The organism is Lacrimispora sp., assembly GCF_031982545.1.
In the GTDB taxonomy this organism is placed as follows: Bacteria; Bacillota; Clostridia; order Lachnospirales; family Lachnospiraceae; genus Lacrimispora.
In genome coordinates, this window is sequence record NZ_DALYXB010000013.1 from 23,378 (window position 1) to 40,594 (window position 17,217).

The 17,217-nt window shown below is 43.5% G+C and carries 18 protein-coding genes; 17 read left to right on the top strand and 1 reads right to left on the bottom strand.

Translation table 11 applies throughout. From position 1 onward, the window contains the following. Positions 1–9: 9 nt before the first annotated feature. From acpP to ABS301_RS20000, 11 genes are all read left to right on the top strand, one after another. Positions 10–243 carry an acyl carrier protein gene (acpP, locus tag ABS301_RS19950; protein WP_104439607.1) on the top strand — a complete coding sequence of 78 codons (234 nt, stop codon included), beginning with the start codon at positions 10–12 and terminating at the stop codon, positions 241–243. Beyond that, positions 243–1,166, top strand: a complete 924-nt coding sequence (gene fabK, locus ABS301_RS19955) for an enoyl-[acyl-carrier-protein] reductase FabK (protein ID WP_349673877.1) — start codon at positions 243–245, stop codon at positions 1,164–1,166. The genes acpP and fabK overlap by 1 nt, the downstream gene beginning before the upstream one ends. Before the next feature lie 16 nt (positions 1,167–1,182). Further along, the gene (gene fabD / locus ABS301_RS19960) at positions 1,183–2,100 is read left to right on the top strand and encodes an ACP S-malonyltransferase (protein WP_349673878.1); all 918 of its coding nucleotides are present in this window, start codon (positions 1,183–1,185) and stop codon (positions 2,098–2,100) included. A gap of 16 nt (positions 2,101–2,116) precedes the next feature. Beyond that, positions 2,117–2,857: a 3-oxoacyl-[acyl-carrier-protein] reductase gene (gene fabG, locus ABS301_RS19965; RefSeq protein ID WP_349673879.1), complete on the top strand. Its 741-nt coding sequence runs from the start codon at positions 2,117–2,119 to the stop codon at positions 2,855–2,857. 16 nt (positions 2,858–2,873) lie between these two features. After that, positions 2,874–4,112, top strand: coding sequence for a beta-ketoacyl-ACP synthase II (gene fabF / locus ABS301_RS19970; protein ID WP_349673880.1), 1,239 nt, complete (start codon positions 2,874–2,876; stop codon positions 4,110–4,112). Positions 4,113–4,124: 12 nt separating this feature from the next. Further along, on the top strand, positions 4,125–4,598 hold the full coding sequence (accB, locus tag ABS301_RS19975) for an acetyl-CoA carboxylase biotin carboxyl carrier protein (RefSeq protein WP_349673881.1): 474 nt from the start codon (positions 4,125–4,127) through the stop codon (positions 4,596–4,598). A 62-nt stretch (positions 4,599–4,660) separates the two neighbouring features. Next, entirely contained in the window at positions 4,661–5,086 is a 426-nt protein-coding gene (gene fabZ / locus ABS301_RS19980) for a 3-hydroxyacyl-ACP dehydratase FabZ (protein ID WP_185140397.1), read from the top strand. Between the two features lie 10 nt (positions 5,087–5,096). Continuing rightward, complete coding sequence (locus ABS301_RS19985) at positions 5,097–6,449, top strand: acetyl-CoA carboxylase biotin carboxylase subunit (RefSeq protein WP_349673882.1); 1,353 nt, start codon at positions 5,097–5,099, stop codon at positions 6,447–6,449. Positions 6,450–6,470: 21 nt separating this feature from the next. Continuing rightward, entirely contained in the window at positions 6,471–8,195 is a 1,725-nt protein-coding gene (locus ABS301_RS19990) for an acetyl-CoA carboxylase carboxyltransferase subunit alpha (protein ID WP_349673883.1), read from the top strand. After that, positions 8,195–9,316 carry an NAD(P)H-dependent flavin oxidoreductase gene (locus tag ABS301_RS19995; protein WP_349673884.1) on the top strand — a complete coding sequence of 374 codons (1,122 nt, stop codon included), beginning with the start codon at positions 8,195–8,197 and terminating at the stop codon, positions 9,314–9,316. The genes ABS301_RS19990 and ABS301_RS19995 overlap by 1 nt, the downstream gene beginning before the upstream one ends. 64 nt (positions 9,317–9,380) lie before the next feature. Next, entirely contained in the window at positions 9,381–9,998 is a 618-nt protein-coding gene (locus ABS301_RS20000) for a nucleoside recognition domain-containing protein (protein WP_349673885.1), read from the top strand. Positions 9,999–10,059: 61 nt separating this feature from the next. Here ABS301_RS20000 and ABS301_RS20005 read toward each other — a convergent pair whose 3' ends face one another. After that, the gene (locus ABS301_RS20005) at positions 10,060–11,082 is read right to left on the bottom strand and encodes a right-handed parallel beta-helix repeat-containing protein (protein WP_349673886.1); all 1,023 of its coding nucleotides are present in this window, start codon (positions 11,080–11,082) and stop codon (positions 10,060–10,062) included. A 542-nt stretch (positions 11,083–11,624) separates the two neighbouring features. Between ABS301_RS20005 and ABS301_RS20010 the strand changes: the two genes are divergently transcribed. The 6 genes from ABS301_RS20010 (at position 11,625) to ABS301_RS20035 (ending at position 17,204) form a co-directional block, all read left to right on the top strand. Next, positions 11,625–12,332, top strand: coding sequence for a FadR/GntR family transcriptional regulator (locus tag ABS301_RS20010; RefSeq protein ID WP_349673887.1), 708 nt, complete (start codon positions 11,625–11,627; stop codon positions 12,330–12,332). Further along, a complete protein-coding gene (locus tag ABS301_RS20015) occupies positions 12,329–13,678 on the top strand; it encodes an ABC transporter substrate-binding protein (RefSeq protein WP_349673888.1) in 1,350 nt (449 codons plus the stop codon). The genes ABS301_RS20010 and ABS301_RS20015 overlap by 4 nt, the downstream gene beginning before the upstream one ends. A 61-nt stretch (positions 13,679–13,739) precedes the next feature. Then, a complete protein-coding gene (locus ABS301_RS20020; protein ID WP_349673889.1) occupies positions 13,740–14,612 on the top strand; it encodes a carbohydrate ABC transporter permease in 873 nt (290 codons plus the stop codon). Positions 14,613–14,614: 2 nt separating this feature from the next. Beyond that, positions 14,615–15,451, top strand: a complete 837-nt coding sequence (locus tag ABS301_RS20025) for a carbohydrate ABC transporter permease (protein ID WP_349673890.1) — start codon at positions 14,615–14,617, stop codon at positions 15,449–15,451. 25 nt (positions 15,452–15,476) lie between these two features. Continuing rightward, positions 15,477–16,277, top strand: coding sequence for a transketolase (locus tag ABS301_RS20030; RefSeq protein WP_349673891.1), 801 nt, complete (start codon positions 15,477–15,479; stop codon positions 16,275–16,277). After that, positions 16,278–17,204: a transketolase family protein gene (locus ABS301_RS20035; protein ID WP_349673892.1), complete on the top strand. Its 927-nt coding sequence runs from the start codon at positions 16,278–16,280 to the stop codon at positions 17,202–17,204. Positions 17,205–17,217: the final 13 nt, after the last annotated feature.

The following is a 17,217-nucleotide window of genomic DNA, read 5'->3' on the forward strand; positions in this document are numbered from 1 at the left end:
GATTAGAAGATGTTAGAGAAAATGCAGGAAATTATCGCAGAGCAGTTAAATGTGGATGCAGCAATCGTAAAACCAGAATCCTCTTTTAAAGAGGACTTAGGGGCAGACTCCCTTGATTTATTTGAACTGGTTATGGCTCTTGAAGATGAGTACTCAGTTGAGATTCCTTCCGAGGATTTAGAGAAATTAACAACCGTTTCACAGGTTATGGACTATTTAAAAGCAAAGGGCGTGGAAGCGTAATGAATACCAGAATCCCCCAACTTTTGGGAATTGAATATCCCATCATACAGGGCGGCATGGCATGGGTTGCGGAACATCATCTTGCAGCAGCCGTGTCGGAAGCTGGTGGCCTTGGACTGATTGGCGGAGCCAATGCACCGGGTGAAGTGGTGCGTGAGGAAATCCGCAAAGCAAAGAAGCTGACCAACAAGCCAATCGGTGTCAATGTCATGCTTTTAAGCCCTCATGCTGATGATGTGGCAAAGGTAATCGTTGAGGAAGGCATTAAGGTGGTAACCACCGGAGCCGGTAATCCTGAAAAATATATGGAGATGTGGAAGGCAGCAGGAATTAAGGTAATTCCGGTTGTCGCTTCTGTAGCACTTGCAAAGAGAATGGAGCGCTATGGTGCGGATGCGGTAGTAGCAGAGGGCTGCGAGTCCGGCGGACATATTGGAGAGCAGACCACCATGACGTTGGTTCCCCAGGTGGCAGACGCAGTTTCCATACCGGTTATAGCAGCAGGAGGAATTGGTGACGGCAGAGGAATCGCAGCAGCATTTATGCTTGGTGCAGAGGCTGTCCAGATTGGAACCAGATTTGTGGTTTCCAAAGAATCCATTGTACATGACAATTACAAACAGAGAATTATAAAGGCAAAGGATATTGATTCTGCAGTAACGGGACGTTCACACGGCCATCCGGTAAGATCTTTAAGAAATCAGATGACCAGGGAGTATACGAAACTGGAAGAAGAAGGAAAATCCTTTGAAGAATTGGAATATTTAACCCTTGGAACCCTTCGCAATGCGGTTTTAGAGGGAGATGTTATTAACGGTACGGTTATGGCCGGACAGATTGCAGGTATGATCAGTAAAGAACAGACCTGTAAGGAAATGATTGAAGAAATGATGGAGCAGGCCGGGAAACTTCTTGGCCGTTAAAGAGGAGTTTATGACTATGAGCAAGATCGCATTTATTTTCCCAGGCCAGGGCGCACAGTACTGCGGTATGGGCCAGGATTTTTATGAGCAGACAGCAACTGGAAAAGAAAATTTTGATATGGCTTCCGGACTTTTAGGTTTTTCCCTGCCGGAACTCTGCTTTGAGAAGAATGACCGTCTGGATATTACAGAATATACGCAGGCAGCCATGGTGACCACAGGGATCGCCATGATGAGGGTGCTGGAAGAAAAAACAGGGATCAGACCGGATGTGACGGCTGGTTTAAGCCTGGGAGAATATTGCGCGCTTGCAGCAGCAGGAGTCATGAGTGACAGGGATGCAATCTTAACTGTCAGACAAAGAGGAATTCTTATGCAGGAAGCAGTTCCTGCCGGTCTGGGAGCAATGGCAGCCGTTCTTTCTTTGGATGCGGATAAAATTGAAGAGGTTTTAAGCCAGATCGATGGAGTTCAGATTGCAAATTATAACTGCCCCGGGCAGATTGTTATATCAGGAAAGAAAGAAGCTGTTGAGGAAGCCGGTGAGAAGCTTCTGGCAGCAGGAGCAAAGAGAGTCATTGGCTTAAATGTAAGCGGTCCGTTCCACTCAGCCATGCTGACGCAGGCAGGTGAAAAGCTTGGTGCCGTGCTTGAGAATATAGAGATTCATAAACCTGTGATTCCCTATGTAGCAAATGTAACAGCTCAGTATGTGACAGAGGCAGATGAAGTTAAGCCTTTCCTGATCCGACAGGTATCTTCTTCCGTGCGTTTCCAGCAAAGTGTGGAAGCCATGATAAAAGACGGAGTGGATACTTTTATAGAAATAGGACCAGGAAAAACACTGGCAGGGTTTATTAAGAAGATAACGAGAGATGTTAAAGTCTTTAATATAGAAAAACTGGAAGATATAGATAAGTTAACGGAAATTTAAGGGGAGGTGACAGGATATGTTAGATGGTAAAATAGCGGTGGTCACTGGTGCCAGCAGAGGAATCGGAAGAGCAATTGCGCTAAGGCTGGGACTGGAAGGAGCCACTGTAATAGTCAATTATAATGGATCAGAAGAAAAAGCACTTCAGGTAGTAAAAGAGATTGAGGAAAAAGGCGGTAAAGCTGAGGCGATTGCCTGTAACGTATCAGATTATGAAGCTTCCGGAATATTCCTTGAGGGAGTCATTAAGAAATATGGAAAGCTTGATATTCTCATTAACAATGCAGGTATTACCAGAGATAACCTTCTTATGAAAATGTCCGAAGAAGAGTTTGATGCAGTCATTAATACCAACTTAAAGGGGGTATTTAACTGTATGAAGCATGTTTCCCGTCAGATGATCAAACAAAGAGGCGGCAGAATCATCAACATTTCATCTGTATCCGGAATTCTTGGGAATGCAGGTCAGGCAAATTACTGCGCGGCAAAAGCAGGAGTCATCGGAATGACAAAATCATTTGCCAGAGAATCTGCCAGCAGAGGCATTACTGTAAATGCCATAGCACCTGGCTATATTCAGACAGATATGACAGATGTGCTGTCTGATTCTGTGAAAGAGGCAACTTTGGACCAGATTCCCATGAAACGTTTTGGAACGCCGGAAGATATTGCGGCTGCCGCAGTATTTCTTGCATCAGACCCGGCTGGTTATATCACAGGTCAGGTCATCAGTGTAGATGGCGGAATGGCTATGTAAAAAGGAGAAAAACGGTATGAATAGAAGAGTGGTAGTAACAGGCATGGGAGCAATAACTCCTATTGGTAAGGATGTAGAAAGTTACTGGAACGGACTGAAGGAAAAAAAGGTGGGAATCGCGCCTATCACTCAGTTTGATACAACAGAATATAAAGCCACACTGGCTGCAGAAGTTAAGGATTTCGATCCGAAGGAGTATATGGATCCAAAGGCAGCCAAACGAATGGAACGTTTTGCACAGTTTGCAGTTGCAGCTACAAAGGAAGCTCTTGAAATGTCAGGAATTGATATGGAAAAAGAAGATCCTTATCGCGTGGGCGTTAGTGTAGGTTCCGGGATTGGAAGCTTACAGGCCTTAGAGCGGGAACATAAAAAGCTATTAGAGAAAGGTCCGGGCAGAGTCAATCCTCTTTTGGTACCCATGATGATATCCAATATGGCAGCAGGAAATGTGGGGATTCAGTTCGGATTAAAGGGTAAGTGCATCAACGTGGTTACGGCCTGTGCTACGGGAACTCACTCCATAGGAGAGGCGTTCCGATCCATCCAGTATGGGGAAGTGGATGTGATGGTGGCAGGGGGTGCGGAAGCCAGCGTTTCACCAATCGGTGTGGCCGGATTTACGGCTCTTACTGCGCTTACTACTTCAGATGATCCGCTCCGTGCTTCCATCCCATTTGATAAGGACAGAAGCGGCTTTGTTATGGGTGAGGGTGCTGGCGTTGTGGTATTGGAAGAACTGGAGCACGCGCTTTCCAGAAATGCCGTTATCTACGGAGAAGTAGTTGGTTACGGGTCTACCTGTGATGCATACCATATTACCTCTCCTGCAGAGGACGGAAGTGGTGCTGCGAGAGCCATGACTGAGGCGATGAAAGATGCCGGCATTAAGGCGGAAGATCTTGATTATGTCAATGCTCATGGAACCAGCACTCATCACAACGACTTATTTGAAACTATGGCAATTAAAGCTGCTTTAGGTGATCATGCAAAAAATGTAAGAATCAGTTCTACAAAATCCATGGTCGGCCATCTTCTTGGCGCGGCAGGCGGTGTGGAGTTCATTGTCTGTGTGAAATCCATTCAGGATGGATTTATTCATGCCACTGCCGGTCTGGAAGAAGAAGGTGAAGGTTGTGATCTAAACTATACAAAGGGTGAGGGCGTTTCCTGTGACGTAACTTATGCCATCAGCAATTCCCTGGGATTTGGTGGTCATAATGCCAGCATTCTTGTAAAGAAGTATGAACAGTAGGAGGCAGTCATAATGGAAATCAATGATGTGATCAGACTGATGGAGGCCGTTTCACAGCAGGGCCTCACCAGTTTTAAGCTGGAAGAGGGTGACTTTAAGTTATCCATTAAGAAAGAAAAACAGATGGTGATTGCGGCAGAAGGTGATTATGTCCAGAGAAGTATGGAGATTCCTTCTTATGCCGTTTCCAATACGAAGGCTCCAGCGCTGGAGAGTGGAATGGATGATGCTAAGACGGAAGCACTTGCTACTGATAATGTAGTATCTTCTCCGTTAGTAGGAACCTTTTACAACGCTTCTTCGCCGGATAGTGCACCGTTTGTAAAGGCGGGAGATACGGTTAAGAAAGGGCAGACTCTGGGCATTATCGAAGCCATGAAGCTGATGAATGAGATTGAATGTGAATACGATGGTGTGGTAGAAGCCGTTCTGGTTGGAAATGAAGATGTGGTGGAATACGGTCAGCCTCTGTTCCGTATCCGGTAGATGATTGTAAAATCTAAGAGAGGTCCAGGGTCGGACCTCTCTTTTGAACATAAGGAGATAGTATGATGTTAGGTATAAAAGAAATTCAGGAAATTATTCCACACAGACATCCGTTTTTACTGGTAGACTGCATTGAAGAACTGGTGCCGGGAGAGAAGGCTGTGGGATATAAATGTGTCACTTATGATGAGTCCTTTTTCCGGGGACATTTTCCGGAGGAACCGGTTATGCCAGGAGTTTTAATCATTGAAGCTCTGGCTCAGGTTGGAGCGGTTGCTATATTAAGCATGGAAGAGAATAAGGGAAAAATCGCTTATTTCGGAGCAATTGACAAGGCTAAATTTAAACAGAAAGTATATCCTGGAAGTAAGATAAAACTGGACTGTGAAATTATTAGAAAAAAGGGTCCGGTAGGAGTTGGGAAAGCGGTTGCCACTGTAGATGGTAAAATCGCAGCCAGCGCTGAACTGACATTTATGATTGGGTAGGTGGAGACCGATGTTTGATAAGATTTTAATTGCCAACCGCGGTGAGATTGCGGTAAGAATCATAAGAGCATGCAGGGAGATGGGAATTAAAACGGTTGCTGTATACTCGGAAGCGGATCGGGAAAGCCTTCATACCCTTCTGGCAGATGAAGCCATCTGCATCGGACCGGCACCGTCCACTCAGAGTTATTTAAATATGGAACGGATTCTCACTGCTACCGTAGCCATGAAGGCAGACGCAATTCACCCGGGATTTGGATTTCTTTCTGAGAACGCCCGATTTGCAGAACTCTGTCAGAAATGCAACATTACCTTTATCGGACCAGATGCCGGAATTATCAATAAAATGGGAAATAAATCAGAAGCCAGAAAAACCATGATGGAAGCTGGTGTTCCGGTAGTACCAGGCGGCAAAGAAGCTGTTCATCACGTGGAAGAAGCCAGACAAATGGCAGAGCGGATTGGTTTTCCGGTTATGATCAAGGCCTCATCAGGCGGCGGCGGAAAAGGAATGCGTATTTCAAGGGGAATGGAAGACTTTGAAGCCAATTTCAACAATGCACAAATGGAATCGGTAAAAGGATTTTCCGACGATACCATGTACATTGAGAAATATATTGAAAAGCCCAGACATATTGAATTTCAGATACTTGCAGATCAGATGGGGCATGTTATTCATCTGGGAGAACGGGATTGTTCGATTCAAAGGCGTCACCAGAAGGTTCTGGAGGAGTCCCCTTCTGCAGCAATTTCTGAAGAACTTCGCCACCAGATGGGCGAGGTTGCAGTACGTGCAGCAAAGGCGGTAGGCTATGTGAATGCAGGTACCATTGAATTTTTGCTGGATAAGGATAAGAATTTTTATTTTATGGAAATGAATACAAGAATTCAGGTGGAGCATCCGGTAACAGAAATGGTAACCGGACTGGATCTCATCAAAGAGCAGATCCGCATTGCAGCAGGTGAACCACTTCGTGTATCACAGTCTGATATTACAATCTCCGGTCACGCCATTGAATGCAGAATTAATGCGGAAAATCCATCAAAAAACTTTATGCCATGTCCTGGTCTTATTAAAAATGTCCACGTGCCGGGAGGGAATGGTGTACGAATTGATACCCACATTTACAATGATTATAAGGTTCCGGCAAATTATGATTCCATGCTGATGAAGCTGATCGTCCATGGGAAAGACCGTACGGAAGCCATTGCTAAGATGAGAAGCGCCCTTGGGGAGCTTATTATTGAAGGAATTGAAACAAATATAGATTTTCAATTTGATATATTAAGTCATGATGCATATCGGGATGGTGATGTGGATACAGACTTTATTCCCAAATTCTTCCCGGAATATATCCGGTAAACAGGGAAAGGAGCAGATCTTATGTTAAGAGAAATGTTTAAGAAAACTTATACCCTGATTGACAGCAAATACAGGACGGTGGAGAAAACCGGGGAACCGAATATTCCGGAGGGACTTTGGAAAAAGTGCAATAAATGCTGTCAGCCGATCTATGCGGAGGATGTAAGAAGTAATCATTACGTCTGCCCAAAGTGTAAGGGATACTTCAGGATTCACGCTTTTCAGAGAATTGAAATGACATCAGATGCAGGAACCTTTGAAGAATGGGATAAAGAGATGGAATTTGAAAATCCTCTTGATTTTCCAGGATATGAAAAGAAGATTGCTGCAGCCAGAGAAAAAACAGGACTGTCAGAAGCAATTGTGACAGGTGTCTGTGAAATTAACGGCCATAAAGCTGTGCTAGGCGTCTGTGATGCCGGGTTTATTATGAGCAGCATGGGGCATGCAGTAGGAGAAAAGATCGCCAGAGCTGTTGAGCGTGCGACTGCTGAGAAACTTCCTGTAATTTTATTCGCCTGTTCTGGTGGAGCCAGAATGCAGGAGGGGATCGTGTCCTTAATGCAGATGGCGAAAACTTCGGCAGCGTTAAAACGCCATCATAAGGCTGGGCAGCTTTATGTCAGTGTTCTTACTGATCCTACAACCGGCGGTGTTACCGCAAGTTTCGCAATGCTTGGAGATATTATTCTGGCTGAACCAGGGGCTTTAATTGGTTTTGCGGGCCCCCGGGTCATTGAGCAGACAATTGGTCAGAAACTGCCGGAAGGCTTTCAGAGGGCTGAATTTTTACTGGAACATGGTTTTGTTGATAAGATTGTTCCAAGAGAAGAGATGAAGGATATATTAACTTCAATCTTAAGGCTCCACAATCCCCACAACAAGGAAAGTTTTTGTGTGGATAACCAGGAAGCAATTGAAAATGCCTGTGGAAAAAAGAGTGGGTTCTGGCCGAAAAAGAATAAGCGGAGCCCATGGGATACGGTGCAGCTGTCAAGAAGTGCGGACCGCCCGGTAGCTTCTGATTATATTCATCAGCTCTTTGATGATTTCATGGAGTTTGCGGGAGACCGTTATTTTAAAGATGACGGAGCAATTATAAGCGGAATTGCCTCCTTTCATGGAATGCCTGTCACTGTGATCGGGCAGGAAAAAGGTAAGAATACAAAGGATAACATCAGGCGTAATTTTGGTATGCCTTCACCTGAAGGTTATAGAAAAGCCTTAAGGCTGATGAAACAGGCAGAAAGCTTTAATCGCCCCATTATCTGTTTTGTGGATACGCCAGGAGCGTTCTGCGGTCTTGAAGCAGAGGAGCGGGGGCAGGGAGAAGCCATTGCCAGAAACTTATTTGAAATGGCAGATTTAACAGTACCGGTTCTTTCCATTGTAATTGGAGAGGGCGGAAGTGGAGGTGCTCTTGCCATGGCAGTTGGAAATGAAGTCTGGATGATGGAAAACTCCATATATTCCATTCTGTCTCCGGAAGGCTTTGCCTCTATATTGTATAAAGATAGTAAAAAAGCAAATGATGCAGCCAGAGTCATGAAGATTACGGCTAAGGATCTGATGGATCTTGGCCTTATTGAACGGGTAATACCGGAGGAAGAGCCTGCCTGTGCAGAAAATATTCCGGAGATTGCCAGGGAAATGGACCGTGCAATGATAGAGTTTTTTGCCGGATTCCTTACCATGACGAAAGAAGAACTGACAAATCAAAGATATGATAGATTTAGGAGAATGTGATGGGAACATTAAAACCATTGGTAATAGGAGATCTGGTGGCAAAATATCCGGTAATTCAGGGTGGGATGGGAGTCGGAATCAGCCTTTCCTCTCTTGCAGGAGCTGTGGCTAAGGCAGGAGGCGTTGGGATTATTTCAACAGCTCAGATTGGTTTTAAACAGCCCGATTTCCTTAAGAACCCCCTGGAAGCCAATTTACGTGCGATTGGTGAGGAAATGAAGAAGGCCAGGGAGATTGCTCCAGAGGGAATTATAGGCTTTAATATTATGGTTGCCACCAAAAATTATGCAAGCTATGTGAAAAAAGCGGTGATAGCAGGTGCTGATATCATCATTTCAGGAGCCGGTCTTCCTGTAAGCCTTCCAGAGTATGTGGCGGAAGCCGCAGAAGAAGCTGGAATTAAACTGAAAACAAAAATTGCCCCCATTGTTTCTACTGTAAAGTCTGCTATGGTTATCTGTAAGATGTGGGATCGTAAATTTAACCAGGCACCTGATCTGGTTGTTGTGGAAGGTCCCCTGGCAGGCGGCCATCTGGGATTCTCCAGAGAAGACTTATCAGAACTGGGTGTTGATACAGCGGATGTGGAACACACCTTTCAACAGGCGAAATATGACGAAGAGGTAAGGGGTATCATCCGACTTGTAAGAGAGTATGGAGAAAAGTATAATAAAGTAATACCGGTAGTAACTGCAGGCGGAATCTATACCCATGAGGATGTCATGCATCAGATTGATCTGGGTGCTGACGGTGTCCAGGTTGCAACCAGGTTTGTCACAACTCAGGAATGCGATGCTCCAGAGGAATTTAAGGAAGCTTATATAAAGTCAGCCAAAGAGGATATTGTCATTACGAAAAGTCCGGTTGGAATGCCAGGCAGAGCAATAAAAAATCCGTTTTTGGATCATGTGGCCAATACCCCCTTTAAACTGGAACACTGCTACGATTGTCTGGAGAAATGTGACAGGAAGACCATACCCTACTGCATTACAAAAGCCTTAATCTCATCGGCAGAAGGAAGAACTGAAGACGGACTGGTATTTTGCGGCAGCAATGCTTATCGGGCAGAGAAGATGGAAACGGTTGATGAAGTAATGAAAGATCTTGTATTTGGAGAATAACATTTCATAAACTCCTCTTTTTAGGAATAGGATAAAAAGAAAACAAAGAAATGTGGAGTGATGGATGTTAAATTATCTCTGGGCATTTATGCTATTGATAGGAGTTATCTGGGGAGCACTTCATGGAAATTTAAGTGCTGTAACAGACGGAGCTTTAACTTCTGCAAAGGAATCGGTGATGCTGTGCATTACCATGCTTGGAATTATGTCTTTCTGGACCGGACTGATGGAAATCGGAAGTAAATCAGGACTGATTGAACGGTTGTCAGCCAAAATGGGGCCAGTGCTTCATTTTCTGTTTCCAAAGATACCTGATCAACATCCTTCCCTGGAGTATATTTCTACCAATATTATTGCTAACATTCTGGGCCTGGGATGGGCAGCTACGCCTGCCGGTCTGAAAGCCATGGAATCTTTAAAGGATTTAGAGGAGACCAGAAGAAAAGAGTATACTCAGGGAAAGAAAATTCCCAAACCGGTTTCCGAGGGTACTGCCAATAATGAAATGTGCACGTTTATGATTATTAACATATCGTCGCTCCAATTAATCCCGGTCAATATGATTGCTTACAGAAGCCAGTATGGCAGTCCTGATCCAACAGCAATTGTAGGGCCAGCTATTGCAGCAACGTTGTTTTCAACGGTAATCGGTGTTGCTTTGTGTAAGCTGCTTGACCGGTGATCTCTTATAAGACTGGAAAAACGCCGGTCCTCCAGAAGAATGGAGGACCGGCGTTATGTATTTATTTGGTATTGAATGAGCAGTTGACGACTGTGGCGCCTACAATGACGTCTTTACTTGCACCACCGCTTGAGATACAGTCTGAAAACTTATGAGTTCCTGAGGAAGGAGCTTTTGGGAAGTAGAAATTAACGTTGTTATTCTTTCCTGTACAATTTTTGAGAGTGATATAACCAGTATTGTTATTCTGGTCATATCCTCTTTTTTTATTGCCAATAGCAACGCAGCCTTCCAGATAATGGTTGTCGCTGGTATAATTTCCGCCTACTTTAAAGCCCTGTCCGTTTCCATTGCCTTTACCGTTGTAAGAGGCTTCGCAGTTGTATAATTTAACGGCATTGCCTGCGGAATAGAAATCAAAGCCGTCATCAGAATTGTTTAGAGCATTACAGTTTCTAAATACATTGCCGCTTCCGATGCTTAACTTGGCTGCAAAACCATCCGCATTCTCTCCGTTGGTTTTGGAGTCGTAGTTATAAGTAGAGGTAACGCGGGTGATTTCATTATTGTACGCCCCGTTGCTCATCTGAAGGCCGGTGTCTCCACATTTAGTAATGAAGCAGTCTGTGATCTTGTTGTTACCTCCGCTGATATGTATTCCATTATCTCCCGCGTTCTGAATGGTAAGACCGGATATAACCCAATAGTTTCCCGTAATCTGGAAGCCTCTTGAGCTGTCAGCATATGGCTGGCTTGAGAAATCAACAACTGGCTTGTGACCGCTGTAATTCATAATCCGAATTGGTGAACCGGAAGTACCGCTTTTGCTTAATTTGTAGGTATTAGATGATTTGTAGGTCCCATTCATTAAATAGATGGTAGTCCCTGCGGAAGCGTTGCCTAATGCCTTATCAATGGTCTTATAAGGCTTGTCCTTAGATTGTCCGTTATTGGAGTCGCTGCCGTTTGCAGAAACGTAATACTCCCCTGAAGCACCATGGGCTGGTGTGGGACTCATGACACATAAACTGGTGACCATAAAGCAGGTAGTGATAATACTGATGATTCTTTTTCCATTTCTCATTTTTTTATCCCCTTTCTTTCTATCTGGGCACCGGAGCAGCTATTTGATCCGGTATTTCCAGACTTATAATTAGATACTATGATAGCAAAAGTCATATGTCAATAAAAAACAGATTTATTTTTAAACTATTCCAAAATGTCATAATTAATACCATGATAGCAGAAAAATAAACAAATTAAAGTTAAAAAAACGGAATTAGCAGAATACTTTTTGCCTTGAAAATAACGCAAAAAGCTTAATTTTAATTTTATCTATTTTTTGAAAAAAACATATAAGACAACAAACAACATACCAATTGGTATGATCTATATATTAAAGGTATGATGAATTATATTATAGAACTATACAATATAAACAAAAAACACGAAAAAAATTGTCGTAATATAATGAAAAACAAAATATTTACTGAAAATATATTTACATACATCATATGTTATGCTAGCATTAGGTCAGACGACAGATAAAAATTACTAAATACATACGGTTAAAATAAATAAAAAATATGAAAAACGCCTATTGTTATTTTTACAGAGGAGAATGCAATGCGGAGAGATACAGATAAGATACAGAATATTGATGCGTTACCCATGGCCATTTCACAAAAGGTGAAAACAATGATTATACAAAGGCAGATGAAGCCGGGAGACCGGCTGCCGACAGAAAAAGAACTGTCAGAGCTTTTTGCTGTGAGCAGGTCTACTTTAAGAGAAGCCATGAAGTTTTTAAGAGCAGAAAATGTAGTGGTAATCCGTCAGGGAAGCGGTACCTTTATCAGCGCAGGAACCGGCATAGGAGATGATCCACTGGGGCTGCATTTTACCAATCAAAAATATCTTATACAGAATCTTTTTGAAACCCGTATGCTGATTGAACCTCAAATCGCAGGATTAGCTGTACAGAGAGCAACCCCTCAGGATATTAAAAATCTTGAGAGACTTGTTGAGGAAATGGAAGGGATTCAAATTAACAGCGCTTCTACGGCAGAGATGGATGTTCAATTCCACACAGCTGTTGCAGAATGTACGCATAATGAAGTACTCATTCGGGTGGTTCCTATCATTAACGAATCCATCCGGCGCAGTCACGTAGAAACCCATAATGACCTGGAGAGCTTTAAACGAGCAAAACGAAGCCACAGGGGTATTTATAAAGCCATTGCCGACGGCAACTATATGGAAGCCAAGTTTCTGGCCGAGCGGCATGTATGGGATACATTAACTGATGTAAGGGAAAGGGAGGAACAAAAATGAAGAAAAGATTATTTGGAAAGGAAACAATGGCTGTTGCCATTGCAGCGCTTATGGCAGCAGGCGTAATGGCGGGCTGTTCATCTGGCGGAAAAGAGACAACGGAAGCAACAACGGAGAAAGAGACAACGGCAGCTACCTCGGTGGCCTCTGAGTCAAAGGAGGGACAGGTGCCAGCAGATGAAATTGAACCCTGTGAGATCAAATTCCGTTACTGGGCTGATAACACAGATTATTCCGCTCTGATGCAGGATATTATTAAAAAATTTAATGCTGAAAACGGGAAAGGTATTACTGTTATTGGGGAAGAAAGCCCGTGGGATGGAGGCGCTTATTCGGAGAATTTATTTAATGCTAAGATGGGTGGCGGAGATGTAGATTGTGCAACCTCGAAGCTCACTTCCACGCCATTATTTGTTAATAACGATCTTCTGGCTGACTTAACACCAATGATTAATGCCTGGGATAAAAAGTCTGAAATTGATGATAATATTTATAACATTATGGTAGAAGCTGGAGACATGCAGCGGATTTATGTAATGCCATGGAATATTCAGGTCCTTTATGTATATTACAGACCTTCTATCTTTAAAAAGGCTGGTATCGAGGTGCCAAAGACCTATGAGGAATTTTTGCAGGCAATTGAAAAATGCACCATGGATACCAATGGAGACGGAAAGACCGATACATATGGCTTTGCTATGAGAGGCGCAAAAGGTGGTCAGGAGCCATGGGGAAGCTTTGTCTATGGACGTGGCGGCAGTTTTGAAGACCTGACGACTCCAGAGGCTGTACAGGGCATGCAGGATTTCATTGATATTTATCAGAAGGGCTATGTTCCTCCTACAGCGACCAGTGACGGATTCAGCGAGATCATCGCCAACTTCCAGTCCGGCCTTGCTGCTATGACCATTCATCATACAGGCTCCAGCAAGGATATGGAAAAGGTATTCGGAGACGATGTTTCTGCTTTTCCGTTTCCAGCAGGCAAGGGTCAGTGGACATCAATGGGCGATACGGAAACAGTTATATTTGAATCCTGTAAGAACAAACAGGCAGCCTTTGAGTGGGTATCTTATTTAGCGGCAGGAGAAGGCCAGAAAATGTGGTGTGAGGGAACCGGAAATGTTCCTGTAAGCAAGAGCGTTCAGGAGACTGATTTCTTCCAGAATAATCGTTTTATGAAAGCGTCCATTGATGGACAGAAGTATGCAGGCATCGTTCCGATTCTTGATACGACAACCGAGTGGATTTCTAATCTTTGGCCCAATACAGTATCTCAGGCGCTGACTGGAAGTATTTCTGCCAAACAGTGTATGCAGACCTTGCAGGATGGACTTTATCAATAGGAGACTTATATGTCGGGGCTGCTTCGTATGCAGCCCCAACCAGTTAGGAGGGGAAATACGAATGGTTAAGAAACGGACGATATGGCCGTATGTATTAGTTGCTCCGGCAGTGCTGATTATCCTGTGCGTGGTATTTATACCGGTTATCAATGCAATCATTATGAGTTTCCAGAACTATGACCTTAGAAGACCTAAACAGATTGCATTTAACGGAATTTCAAATTATATGTCGGCGTGCGGGGATCCGCTTTTTCAGGGGGCGCTCATTCGGACCATAGTCTGGGTGGTATGTGGTGTTGGTTTTCAGTTCCTGTTTGGTTTTATTCTGGCCCTTTTTCTAAATAAGGAGTTTGCGGGGCGGGGAGTGATTCGGGCAGTCAGTATGATACCATGGGTAACACCGGGTGTTTTGATCGGATTAATGTGGAGATGGATTTATGACGGTAACTTTGGCGTATTAAACGATCTGTTGTTAAAGGCCCATTTAATAACCAATAAAATTCCGTTTCTTTCTCAAGTGACGACTGCGTTCCCCAGTGTCATTGTGACGATTATCTGGCAGGGAATTCCGTTCTTTTCACTGATGCTTCTGGCTGCTTTGCAGGGAGTGTCAACGGAGATTTATGAAGCTGCCGACATTGACGGGGCATCTTTCTGGCAAAAATTATTTTTTATAACCATTCCATCAATAAAAAATACGATTTATGTAACGGTACTGCTTCGTGTCATCTGGGTTGCCAATTCTGTGGATGTGATCTTTAACATGACAGAAGGCGGACCGGCTTATTCTACTCAGACGCTTAGTGTTTATATTTTCAATAAGGGAAATGCGTTAAACCTGGGTTATGCATCTGCAATGGCAATATTGCTGGCAGTGCTTCTGTTATTTGCATCTGTTCCATATCTGAAAATGAACTTTAAAGAGGAGGTATAAAGATGAAGAAGCAAGTTGATATAAAACAGATTGTGTGTGTGTACGTTCCACTGGCAATAATACTGCTCTTTATTTTATTTCCTTTTTACTGGACATTTATTACATCAGTAAAGCCTCAGGAAGAGTTGTATGGAATGGTGGTCACATATTGGCCGAAATCAATTACGTTTGAGTCCTACAGGAAGCTATTTACAACTACGGTTAATTTTCTTGCAGCGATCAAGAATAGTTTTATAGTAGCAACAATGACGACTTTGGTATCTTTGACGGCATCGACTCTGGCAGCTTATGCATTTTCCAGATATCAGTTTGCAGGAAGAAAAGTACTTATGTGTACCTTCCTTTGCAATAATATGTTCCCTACGGTATTACTGTTAATTCCGTTGTATTCCATTATGCGTAAGCTGGGGCTTTTGTACACACCAACTTCTCTGGTTTTATCTTATACTACATTTACCATTCCGTTTTCCGTATGGCTGCTTTTGGGATTTCTAAACGATCTTCCCATGTCTCTTGAGGAAGCGGCGCTGGTAGATGGCTGCAACAGAGGTGCCGCTTTTGTAAAGATTATACTTCCGATTCTTGGACCCTGTCTGGTTGCTACCGGTGTTTACATTTTTATGACATCATGGAATGAATATACATTTGCTGTAATGTTTACCAATGCAGAAACACGTACCATTCCGGTAGCATTAAAGAGTCTGATCGGACAGCTTGGTGTTCAGTGGGATTTACTTACAGCTGGAGGAATCATAACAATTATACCGGTATGTATCATGTTCTTTTTCGCTCAGAAACGATTAGTAGAAGGTTTAACGGCAGGAGCTGTAAAAGGTTAAGCCGATAATAAGGAGGAAAATAATTATGCAATACGATTTGAAGGCAAAGGAATTGCGGGCAGACATTATTAAGATGTTATTTGCCTGTCAGTCAGGACATCCAGGAGGTTCCTTATCCTGTGTGGAGATGCTTATGGCACTTTATTATGAGGTAATGAATATCGACCCTGAGAATCCGGATAAGCCGGACAGGGACCGACTGGTATTAAGCAAAGGACATGCATGCCCTGCACTATATGCGGTTCTTGCAGATCTTGGATATTTTCCAAAAGAGGATCTGGCAGGGCTCAGACAGATTGACAGCCACCTTCAGGGTCATCCGGATTGTACAAAGACACCGGGCGTTGATATGAATACCGGTTCTTTAGGGCAGGGAGCATCACTGGCAATGGGATTGGCACTTGCGGCCAGACATGCAGAAGCGTCCTATCAGGTTTATGCAATCTTAGGTGACGGGGAATGCCAGGAAGGACTTGTATGGGAAGCTGCTATGGCAGCAGCTCATTATAATCTGGATAATCTTACATTCATGCTGGATTATAATAAGCTTCAGATTGATGGCAGCAATGAAGAGGTAATGTGTCTCGGAGATATTATAAAGAAATTTGAAGCATTTGGCTTTGCATGCATGGAAGTAGATGGACATGATATTGGAGCCATAACAAAGGCGTTAAAGACTCCGGTAGCAGGCAGGCCCAAATTTATCTGCTGCAATACCATAAAGGGAAAAGGCGTTTCTTTCATGGAAAATCAGTACGGCTGGCATGGAAGACCAATGAATACAGATGAATTTGCCATGGCAATGAAAGAACAGGAGGTAGTTTAAATGGGAAAGTCGCTGAGAGTTGCATATGGAGAATCCCTTGTAAAATTAGGGGCAGAAAATAAGAAAGTAGTGGTGCTTGATGCGGATTTGGCACATGCGACCCAGACCTGTATGTTTAAGGATGAGTATCCCGACCGTTTCTTTAATATGGGAATTGCAGAAGGAAACATGATGTGTGCGGCTGCAAGCTTTGCAAGTACAGGATACATACCATTTGTAAGTACATTTGCTTTATTTGGAGCAGGGCGTGCTTATGAGCAGATTCGCAATTCAATCTGTTATACGAATGCAAATGTAAAGTTTGGATTTTCTCATTCCGGGCTGTCCGTTGGAGAAGACGGGGGAAGCCATCAGTCTATAGAGGATATTGCTCTAATGAGAGAGATGCCTCACATGACAATCTTTGTACCCTGTGATCCAGGTGAAACAGAAAAAGCAGTTATGGCCGCCACAGAAATTGACGGACCGGTGTATATCCGCGTGGCCAGACCTGTTTGTGAAGACATTACAACATCAGATACCCCATTTATCCCGGGCAAAGCAAATGTGATGAGGGAAGGAAATGACGTGTGCATCATATCCTGTGGTCTGATGATTCCTGAGGCATTAAAGGCTGCTGAGGAACTGGAAAAGGAAGGCGTCCATGCCTCTGTCGTAAACATGCATACCATCAAACCCATTGATAAAGATATTATACTGAAAATGAATAAGACCTGTAAAGGCATTGTAACACTGGAGGAACATTCCGTAATTGGAGGACTCGGTTCTGCAGTTGCAGAAGTCCTGGCGGGTCACGCAGGGGCAAAATTTGAAATCATAGGAATTCAGGATAAGTTTGGAAAGTCAGGAAAACCGGAACAGCTTTTTGAAGCTTATGGACTGACAGCAGCACATGTAGTAAAAACCTGCAGAGAGATGTTAAAATAGAAGGAGAATTACT